Source organism: Streptomyces sp. NPDC102274 (genome assembly GCF_044766385.1).
In the GTDB taxonomy this organism is placed as follows: Bacteria; Actinomycetota; Actinomycetes; order Streptomycetales; family Streptomycetaceae; genus Streptomyces.
In genome coordinates this window covers 1-9,709 of record NZ_JBIWLW010000081.1, presented here as the reverse complement: position 1 = coordinate 9,709, position 9,709 = coordinate 1, and the positions used below count along the sequence as shown (strand labels likewise).

7 protein-coding genes and 1 pseudogene are annotated in these 9,709 nt (G+C 64.6%); 1 reads left to right on the top strand and 7 read right to left on the bottom strand.

Annotated features, from left to right (window positions below):
* Positions 1–231: 231 nt before the first annotated feature.
* The 6 genes from ACIRQP_RS41285 to ACIRQP_RS41260 all read right to left on the bottom strand — a co-directional run bounded on the left by ACIRQP_RS41285 (position 232) and on the right by ACIRQP_RS41260 (position 7,137).
* The gene (locus ACIRQP_RS41285) at positions 232–492 is read right to left on the bottom strand and encodes a hypothetical protein (protein WP_403900467.1); all 261 of its coding nucleotides are present in this window, start codon (positions 490–492) and stop codon (positions 232–234) included.
* A 64-nt stretch (positions 493–556) separates the two neighbouring features.
* A complete protein-coding gene (locus ACIRQP_RS41280) occupies positions 557–2,347 on the bottom strand; it encodes an ABC transporter ATP-binding protein (protein ID WP_403900465.1) in 1,791 nt (596 codons plus the stop codon).
* A complete protein-coding gene (locus ACIRQP_RS41275) occupies positions 2,344–4,140 on the bottom strand; it encodes an ABC transporter ATP-binding protein (RefSeq protein ID WP_403900463.1) in 1,797 nt (598 codons plus the stop codon). The genes ACIRQP_RS41280 and ACIRQP_RS41275 overlap by 4 nt, the downstream gene beginning before the upstream one ends.
* A 227-nt stretch (positions 4,141–4,367) precedes the next feature.
* On the bottom strand, positions 4,368–5,597 hold the full coding sequence (locus ACIRQP_RS41270; RefSeq protein WP_403900461.1) for a glycosyltransferase: 1,230 nt from the start codon (positions 5,595–5,597) through the stop codon (positions 4,368–4,370).
* The gene (gene pseB / locus ACIRQP_RS41265) at positions 5,594–6,610 is read right to left on the bottom strand and encodes a UDP-N-acetylglucosamine 4,6-dehydratase (inverting) (protein WP_403900459.1); all 1,017 of its coding nucleotides are present in this window, start codon (positions 6,608–6,610) and stop codon (positions 5,594–5,596) included. The genes ACIRQP_RS41270 and pseB overlap by 4 nt, the downstream gene beginning before the upstream one ends.
* 62 nt (positions 6,611–6,672) lie before the next feature.
* Positions 6,673–7,137 (bottom strand): NAD-dependent epimerase/dehydratase family protein, encoded by a 465-nt coding sequence (locus ACIRQP_RS41260; RefSeq protein ID WP_403900457.1) that lies wholly within the window; start codon positions 7,135–7,137, stop codon positions 6,673–6,675.
* Between the two features lie 1,177 nt (positions 7,138–8,314).
* Between ACIRQP_RS41260 and ACIRQP_RS41255 the strand changes: the two are divergent.
* Positions 8,315–8,452: pseudogene (locus tag ACIRQP_RS41255) on the top strand (IS982 family transposase); the annotation flags it as partial.
* A 291-nt stretch (positions 8,453–8,743) separates the two neighbouring features.
* Here the strand turns inward: ACIRQP_RS41255 and ACIRQP_RS41250 are convergent.
* On the bottom strand, positions 8,744–9,487 hold the full coding sequence (locus ACIRQP_RS41250) for an endonuclease/exonuclease/phosphatase family protein (protein WP_403900455.1): 744 nt from the start codon (positions 9,485–9,487) through the stop codon (positions 8,744–8,746).
* Between the last annotated feature and the right edge of the window lie 222 nt (positions 9,488–9,709).

Sequence of the window (9,709 nt, the reverse complement as noted above, 5' to 3'; positions counted from 1 at the left end):
GGTCACCCTCACGGAACTGCAACGCAGCGGCCAGATACACAGCCCCATTGTCCCGAAACCACAGACGTAAAGCTACTTCAAACACGCAACACTAGGGTGTAAGAGACAATTCGGCTACATCAAACGCCCTCTCAGGACAACCCTATTGGGTGCCTGTCTGGAACTTCCTGGCCCCTCAGCCCCAACCTCAAGGCCTCCGTTGAACTTCTCGTCGTACATGGGTGGACGCGTTCAGGGACTGCGCTGCTTCACGTGGACCTCCTGCCGGGTCGGCTGGTGCGGGATTTTGGTCGTCAACTCCATAGTCGCGAGCGAGAACGCGTGGCCGCGGATGACGACGGCCATCTGGTGTACGGCCTGGCCACAATGGAGATGGGTGTGGGTCTCCATCTGGTAGCCGTTCACCATCTGCGGCCAGTTGCAGGACTGGAGGGCGTCTGCAGTACGGAGTTCCTTCGGTCTTGTGTATCCGCGCGTAGCCCGGCTGCCCACCTCGCCAAAACCTCGACTACCCGACAGGATCATAGAGGTCTAGTTATGGAATTCATACTGCTGTTCACCATCCGTAAGCGTCAGCCTGAAGGGTGAACATCTCGTGGTAAATGCCTTGGTAGGCCATGAGGGTGTCGTGGGTGCCGGTCTCGATGACGCGGCCGTGGCTGAGTACGATGATGTGCTGAGCCCGGCGAACGGTGGAGAAGCGGTGCGAGACGAAGAGGGTCACGGCGCCGCTGGTCGTGCCGACTATTGCGGAGTTGGCGGCAAATCGTTCGAAGAGGGCATGTTCTGCGGCTGCGTCCAGGGCAGCCGCCGGCTCGTCCAGGAGCAGAAGTAGAGGATCGGTTCGCATCAAGGAACGAGCGAGCCCCATTGACTGCCACTGGCCGCCGGAGAGCTCAGCGCCGTCTCCGTAGGAATGCCCGAGGAGGCCGTCGAGCCCGCCCGGAATCATGGATGCCAGAGTCCGTGACCCTGCCGCGTCCAAGGCCCGCCAGAGGCGGTCGTCGTCCTCCATATCATCGATCCGGCCGACGCCGACGTTCTCCCGCACACGCAGTTCGAATCGGGCAAAGTCCTGAAAGAGGGTAGCGACGCGGGCTTGCCACTGCTCGCGAGGAAGCTTCTGAAGGTCTACCCCGTCGACCAGGATCCGGCCGGAGGTCGGACGGTAAAGGCCGCAGATGAGTTTGACCAGGGTGCTCTTGCCCGCGCCGTTTTCACCGACCAAGGCGGCGGTGGAGCCCGCCGGGATAGACAGTGAGACGTCGTCCAGGATCAGCCGGTCCGTACCGGGGTAGGCGAACGATACCCCCTCGAGCCGGATACTATTGCGCAGTACTGTCGGGAGCTTGGCACTTGGCCTCACCAGCTCAGGCGTCGGCGGTGCGAGCGAGCGTAGCCGGGCTAAGAGTTCGACCACTCGGCCAGCGTTCTGGAGCTTGCCGAGCAGCCCAAGAGTGGTCGCGACCTGGACCCCGACCTGGACCGAGAGGGTGAGGGTGAGAACCACCTGCCCAATGCCGACCTCACCACTGGTCGCCCGCCGCAGAACCAGCAGGATGGCCACGCCGTAGGCAGCCGCGAACCAGATCTGTCCGCAGGCTCTAAGTAGTGCGCCGTGGAACTCCGCTGATGTCAGGCGGTCGGCGACGGTGCGCCACGCTGTCCGGTGCCGGTCCACTACGGCGTCCTGGGCGCCGAAAAGCCTAACCTCCTTGGCGGATGTGGCTGTGGTGCCCAGGTCCACCAGATGGCGTGCCAACTGGAGCTGAGAAGCGGTTGCCGCTCGGGCCTTGTCCACGACCCGTTGGGCGTGCGTGCTGGCCAACACCGCAGGTACGGCGGCCAGCGGCAGCAGGGCCAGCCAGGGGTCGACGCTAGCGAATACGGCGGCGGTTAGCAGGCCCTGCAGTACGGCGCCACCCAGAAGTAGCGCCGCCTCAAGGGCCGCCCGTACCTGCAGCAGTCGGTCGGTCACCATCGATAACGTCTCGCTGAACGCGGAGTCGTCGTGCACCTCGATGCCCGGACTGCCGTTGACGACGGCCGCGACCTCCTTGGCGAGGGTAAGCTCTTCGAGTTGGCCAAGTTCGTAGTAGGAGAGGTGCGCGAAGTGCGTCATGGTGAGGTCGAAGACTAGGACCAGGGCGATACTGACAGCTAGGACAACTGCGGAGGCGGTCTGCTCGGACAGCGCGGCTTCGGAGAAGGCACCGAGCATGATCGCCGATACCGGCGCGGACAGGTGCCCTACCGCCAACAGAAGGACGGCGACCAGTAGGCGGCGGCGGCTGGTGCGCCATCCGAGAGCCAACAGGTATAAGGCGGACGTCCAGATACCCCTCACTGGGTGATACCTGTCCTTTCCTGCACGTCCTCGTCGTGGAACCTCTGGGCCTGCAGCCGGAACAACTCGGCATATCGGCCACCAGCCCGCATGAGTGACTCGTGGGTGCCCTGCTCCAGCACCCGGCCGTACTCGACGACCACGATCCGGTCCGCGTGCCGCACGGTCGAGAAGCGGTGCGAGATGATGACGCTGGTGACGCCCTGCGCTCCGGCAGTGGCCAGGAACTCGTCGAAGAACTTCACCTCGCTGCGTACGTCCAGCTGCGCAGTCGGCTCGTCCAGGATCAGTACCGAGGCCCCGCCACGGACCGCCAGCAGGGCCCGGGCGAGTGCGATCCGCTGCCACTGACCGCCGGAGAGGTCGCGCCCGCCGGCGTAGTGCCGAGACAGCGGAGTGTGCAGGCCGTTGGGCAGACTGTCCAGGATGTCGCCGGCGCCGGCGCTCCTGGCTGCGGCGAGCACAGCCGCCTCGTCGTTGAGCATGTGGGGGGCGCCGAGGCCGATGTTCTCCCGGGCTGACAGTTCGTAGCGGAGGTAGTCCTGGAAGATGACAGCAATGCGACGCTGCCACTCGTGTGGGGCGCAGTCGGCCAGATCAACGCCGTCGACCAGAATCCGGCCCCGGGTCGGTTCATATAGCCGGGCCAGTAGTTTGACCAGCGTGGTCTTGCCAGCGCCGTTGAGACCGACGATGGCTGTGCATTTACCGATAGGGATCTCCAAGTTGAGACCATCCAGCACCGTCGGAGCACCCTCCTGGTAGGAGAAGGAGACCTTCTCGAAGGTGATCAGGCTCTCCGGTCGCGGTGTAAGGGGGCTGGGCCGGGGCGTCCGGTCAGGCCGCCCGGATAGCTCTTCCACCCTTTCGAGCCGTTCGAGAGCGTGGAAGGAGTGCAGACCGAACTGAGTCTGCATGTCGCATTCCGGGAAGGCCACACCGAAGCGCATGGTGATCAGGACTGCCTGGAGTCCGACGCCCAGCTCCAGCAGGCTCGTGCGACCCTGCGACACCTGGAACGCCAACAGAGTGAGCACGGTCGATCCGCCGAGGAAGCCGACGGACGCCAAGGCAACGAACGGCCAGAACTGCAGGCGTCTACTTCCCTCCCACAACGGCCGGAGCCCGGCCATGGTATCCGCGTTGACCCGGGCGCTCAGCCACGGCATCAGGTTCAACATGCGGATCTCCTTGGCTGCCTGCGGTCCGGTTGCCAGTTCTCTCACATAACCGGTCCGACGCCGATGCCGGGTCAGCGATTCCCAGAGCACGGCGCAGCGCCCTAGCGTGCCGCGCACGCCGAACCTGATGGCTAGTGAGGTCACCGCCGCGACGACAGCGCCGAGTGGGGTGAGCACATACCCGACGAGGACGACCGCGATCATCAGCTGGCAATAGCGGGCGAGCAGTAGCGGCAATGCGGCAGCCGCTTCGCCGGGGGTGGGAACAGTACGAGCGAATGCAGCGCGGGCGTCGGCGATCAGATCTGCGTAGGACGGGTTCTCCAGGACTCCGAAGGGGGCCTTACGCAGTGTCACCTCGAAAAGCCGCCCAATGCAGTGCTCGTCGACGCGACGCGCGACGTTCTCCGTCAGGACGGACTGGAATGGGGCCAGGAAATGCTGCAACGCGAAGGCGCCGACTACCAGGCCCAAGACAGTGTAGGCACTGGCGGGCAGCCCGGAGCGACCGTCGGCTAGGGCCGGCACACGGCCGAGCAGCACGCTCGTGGTAACGATGAAAGCCCCAGGGAGGACTCCCAGGACCACGTTCAAGAGCAGGGCCCCGACCATGGCCCGGGGTCCTGCATGGGGCAACAGACGTGCGATGTCGATCCAACGGCCCGCTCTCTTGCGAACGGCTGTGACAGCGTGTGTCGGCTGTATAAACGACAGCACGGGGGTTCTCCTCCGGCAGAGGCGAATGGCTTTGGTGCGCCTGGAGCTCGAGCAAGGGCTTCAGAGGCCCGCGATGGTGTCATCCTCGACAGCGCCATTGGGCAGCACCGCAGCCCGAGCGATTAGGTATCGGCAGTGGTCGAGTGCAAGCTGGCGACCGTGTACTTGCGCAAGTCGCCATAGCCCTCGCTTCCGTTCCACGAACCCGCCTGCACGTGGGCGTTGAACCCCTGCTGCGCGCTGTTGCGCATAGGTGGGCGAGGATGGTCCATGTGCAGCAGTGGGTCGTCACTGTAACGCCGGAAGGCACCGCTTCGCCTCAGCCGACGGACGATGTCCTCATCCTCACCGCCCCAGCCCTCGAAACGCTCGTCGAAACCTGCGACTTCGTGATACGCATCGGTGCGCGTCCAGAGGGCGCCGCCTGGCGGCTCCCGCAACAGGACGCCACGCAGCACGTTCAACGGCACCGCAGGGTCCCCAGCGCTGCAGCGTCTGGCGATGGCCTCGGCCGTCGAGGGGCCGTCGAGCGAGAGGGACTGATCGCAGCAGACGTGCGCGGTGTGCCCGTCGTCGAGGAATCGCTGCACGTTGCGGTGGACGAAGGAGCGGTCAACCAGGATATCCGCGTCTAGGACGCACGTGTAGGTGGAGCCGCTGCCCTGCGTGACGACCCCGACGTTGACTGCCCAGGACTTGTTGAAGCGGCCATGATGTGTGGCGAACACGTAGGAGTCCGCCAGTGGCTCGATTAGTTCCCGCCAATGCGGCAGCTTGTCGGTCTCAACCACCGTCACCTGGATCGACCCGGCCTCGTGATCCTGGTCGCGCAGGGCGATCAGACAGGCCAGCAGATTGCGGGCTCGCCCGCCTCCGGTGCGGTCACGGAACGGGATGACGATGTGCACCTGTCGGCCGTCGGCCGCTGGCTGCTCCGCCCGGGGGCGGGCCAGCGCACGGACGTCCTCAATCCCGAGCGGCGTCGCGCCCCCCGAGTGCCGGTCGCCGAGGTGATGGTCGAGCCAGAGCTCGCGGTCTGCCGCATCGGTCAGCGCGGCCAGCCGTGCCTGCTGGGCCGGCTGCCGGTGCAGCAGCGCGGCCAGGTGCTCGGTGAGTGACCGGTGATGGGCGGGCTCGTGGGGTGTGGCGATCAGCGCGGTGTGGACCCGCCTGCCGTCCAGGTTCTCGGCCAGAAGCATACGCACCTCGCCGTCGATCGCGGCGTAGCTGGCGCGGCTCATCTCCCAGTAACCCACCGTAGCGGCCGGGACCGCCGGATCGTGGGCGAGCACCGCATAGTCGGCGAGGCGACGGGCCAGCACCTGGACGGCCTCGGTGGTTGCCGGAGTCACGTCAGGTCCCCTGTCCGATCGAGCATGCTACGTAGATCATCAACGCTCAGCCACTGGTCGTTTTGATCGGAGCAGTAGGAGAACCCGTCCGGTACCGGTAGGGCATCGGCGGGCGGTCGGTAATTCCAGTCGTCGCTGAAGGTAGACTGCACGACGTACCGGTTACCGAGCCGGATCACATTGGGGGCCTCGTCTGGATGGATCATCTCTTCGTGGAGCTTCTCGCCGGGACGCAGGCCGACCTCGTACATAAGGGCGTCCGGCACGACTGCCTCCGCGAGGTCGACGAGCCGCATGCTGGGGATACGCGGGACGAACAACTCCCCGCCCTGCATTAGTTCCAGCGACTCCACGACGAAGCGAACCGCTTGATCGAGGCTGAGCCAAAAGCGGGTCATCCGCTTGTCCGTGATGGGCAGTGGCTTGCCAACCCGCCCAATCTCCCGGAAGAACGGGATGACGGAGCCCCGGCTGCTCAGTATGTTGCCGCAGCGCACCACTGCGAACCGGGTCTGATGCCGGGCCGTTTGGAGGTTCGCCGCGATGAACAACTTGTCCGCGACGAGCTTGGTGGCGCCATACAGGTTGATTGGCCGGCAAGCCTTGTCGGTAGAGAGCGCCACGACCTTCCGCACTCCCACCTCAAGTGCGGCGTCGGCAACGTTCTGAGAACCGAGGATGTTGGTGCGGACGAACTCGGCGGGGTTGCGCTCCCCGGCGTCCACCTGCTTTAGAGCGGCGGCGTGGACGACGTGGTCGACGCCGTGCATCGCGGAAACTAGCCGCTCGCGGTCGCGAATGTCGCCGATGACCCACTGCAGCCGGGAGTCGTCACCGAAGTGGTGACGGGCTTCGTACTGCTTGAGCTCGTCCCTGGAGTAGGCCACGATGCGTACCGGGTCGTGGTGGTCCAAGATGTGTCTGACAAGTGCTTTGCCAAAGGAGCCGGTGGCCCCAGTGATGAGCAGGGCGGAACCCTGGAGCGTCTCCAAAATGCTCAACTCCTGTTGCATATTATGGAAGGTCGTAAGGATTGCTCCGCCACCAGGTGCGGCAGCGCGGAGTACACCCAGTCTTAATCCAGAGCGGCCCTGGTGTCCGCCGTATCTGCTGCCAGGTAGGACGTATCCGTCTCGTCGGCTGACCGGTGCTGCACCGGCACCGCCCTGCCAGCGGCCCGCCCGACCTCAGCTAAAACATCGAGCTCGCTTGCGGGCGTTGTGCCGATGTTGTAGGCGTGGTGTCCGCCCGGGGGCGTGCGGGCAAGGCCGGCGGCCACCGCGGCGGCGACATCGCGGACGTGGACGAAGTCCCGTAGGACGCTGCTGTCTCCGTCGATGGCCAGTACCGGAGTGCGTCCGGTCCCAGCGGCCACGGTCTGTGGGATGAGCGCGAGCGGGCTGGGCGTGCCGCCAAAGGGGGTGCGGCTGGCGGCGTTAAACAGGCACAGGCTGATCGCCCCCAGACGGCCGATACTGGCTGCCGCGCCGATGGCCTCCTCGACTGCCAGCTTGGCGGCGCCGTAGGGGCTCCTGGGCATGGCGGCGTCCCTTGTGAGCAGTGGTCGGCCTACGGCCGCCCGTACACCGCAGTGCTGGGGAGGTGGAGCAGGGCCATCGGAGCGCACCTGCGTTCGGCCTCGGTGGACATCGCGGCCAGCAGATGGCTGGTGCCCTCGGTGATAACCCGTCGCTGCAGTTCGGCAGCTTGTGCAGATGCCTGGCGGACCGTGGTGCCGGACGTGAGATGGCACGCCGTCGACGCCCCGGACCCCTTCCGGCACATTGGTCGGCCGAAGCGGATCACCCACACGCACCTGAACGGCCGATGGCCACCGCCGCCTGGTGCGGTGTTCGAGTGCGGTCACCGCAAGGCCGTCCTCGACCAGCCTGTGTACCACTGTCTGCCCGAGATAGCCGGATGCCCTGGTGAGCAGTGCTCGCATGCCGTTCTCCAGAGGGAGTGTCGTGATCGTGAACTTTGACAGCGTTCCCTCAGCTGCCTCGGCGTCCGCCCGCCAGCTGCGGATCAGCCTTCGGGCTGACGCCTCGTCCGGCGTCGGCGTAGGGAAGAGTTGTCTGGTGTGGTAGAGGGAGTGGAACACGCTGTCCTGCACGCCAACCTCCGCAACTCGTGGCGATTCTCTGACCGTTTACGGCCGTGCATCGGGACACTGCCCACGCCACATCAGTAAACTTTGACAGCATCAGATTAATGCCGAGGGCAACGTACTGGCGTGAATCGGACTCCTTTTGAAGGTGGATACTGAGATCGAGGATTGCGTCCTCGGCGGAGAGGCCACGGCCCTGCACTCCGTACACCATCTCCGACGGGTTCGAGGCAAGAAGTCCTCAGTTCGCTCTGCGCCGCTCGAACCTACCGCCGGTGTGAGGTCATGGCAACAAACAAGCTCTAGCAAGCAAGCTTGACGTTTTCAAGAGTCGATTCGAAGTGCTTCATCGCTAACCTGAAAGCTCTTTCCCCAATGGGCGGGCAGGATACTCAGTGAGGTGACCGCTGTCGGAATCCGGAATCCGGAATGCGCAACGCGATCGGGATCCCAAAGCGATTTAGTTTGGGCCGACTGGGCAGCCAATGAGGTGTGAACTTAGCAAGATCCAGAGTCTCATGTCTACCCTGCGCGTTTCACTTGCGGCTGTGTCTGGATCTCGATCGGGAACGCGAAAGTGCCTTCTCAGCTGGGATGATGAGACTTGCTGCTGCGTCCGGCCCGCAAGGGCGAGTCCGAGCGGGCCGGCGCGCATCTGTTCAAACCGCTCCGGCAGGTCATCGAGTCGATCAACCAGACCCTCAAAGGGCAGCTTGACCTGGAACGGCACAGTCGTCGGTGTCCTGACGTGGGGCCTTCCGGTGGCAGTCGTGGCCTACATCCCATCGAGCGTACTTTTCGGCGATACCGGCGCACTGTACATTTCGGCCGCCGTCGCCGAGCCTCTCATCGGTGTGCTCTGGTTTGGTGTCGCGTACGAGTGGTGCCGTTGGCAGGTGCGCGGTTACGAGAGTGTCGGCGCCCCGAGCGCGAAGCCCTCGACGGCGGAGGCGGGTCGCGCGCAGTAAGCCGGGCACAAGAAGTACTGCTGGATCATCCGCCTGGCCAGCCGGTACCGGATCCGACTGAATTCCCTTTACTCGGCCCGTGTCGCGAGACCATGCACACCGATGGTCAGCTCGCTCAGCACCGGCACGTGGTCCGAAGCCACCAGGTCCTCGGTGATGAGACTCGTCCATACCGGTCGTACACCTGGGCCGACGAAGATGTAGTCGATGCAGGTCTCCGGTTCGTTCGCGGGGAAAGTTAGTATCTCTTCGCTGCCGCAGACGGTCTTGGTGTCACTGAAGGCGGATCGAATCTTCTTCATCTCAGGGCTCTGTGGAGAAGCGTTGAAATCGCCGAGGAGTACCGAGGGAGCCGCCTTTCCGATCAGATTTACCACCTGTTCTGCCTGCCGAGCTCGGTCGGTCTCCGAGAACGCCTCGAGGTGGGCGTTATAGATATGCAGAGGGACCCCGTGCACGCTGATCTCGACATGCAGGAGTCCCCGTTGTTCCTCGTCCTCGGAACTGAACAGACGCGTGTTGTCCCAACGCGTTATCGGATGCCTGGACAGAGTGGCGCAGCCATACTGCCTCCGAGGCATGTCCGGAGCGGGCGGGTCGAGATCGAGGTTGGCGCCGTACGCATAGTTGAAATTTAGTAGCTGCGCCAGCTCGTGGGCTTGATCGGCCCAGTCGCTGCGGTCCCCGAAGTGGGCATCTACCTCCTGCAGACCCACGACGTCGGCACCACTGGCCCGAACGACCTTGGCTATCCGGGAGAGATCGAGGACATCGTCCGTACCCCAGGCGTGTCGGATGTTGAACGACAGCACGGTGACGGCTGGTCCAGGCCGTCCCGCGCCCCGTGTCGCCGTCGGCGCTCGGTGAAACACTCGCAACTCCCCTTGGTAGATCAAGTCAGCCTAGCCTCGATCTTGCCTGACAAGGCCGTCAGTTCTTAGCTTGACTCTGTCGGGGATCTTGGATGGTTGAGGTCAGGTGCCGAGGGTGCGCCAGGACTTTGACCGGGGGATCCCGTGCTGGTCCAGGAAGGT

Coding starts and splice junctions, on each gene's coding strand:
- ACIRQP_RS41275 (WP_403900463.1), bottom strand. CDS start 4,140: ATGGTCGGGGCCCTGCTCTTGAACGTGGTCCTGGGAGTCCTCCCTGGG.
- pseB (WP_403900459.1), bottom strand. CDS start 6,610: ATGCAACAGGAGTTGAGCATTTTGGAGACGCTCCAGGGTTCCGCCCTG.
- ACIRQP_RS41260 (WP_403900457.1), bottom strand. CDS start 7,137: ATGCCCAGGAGCCCCTACGGCGCCGCCAAGCTGGCAGTCGAGGAGGCC.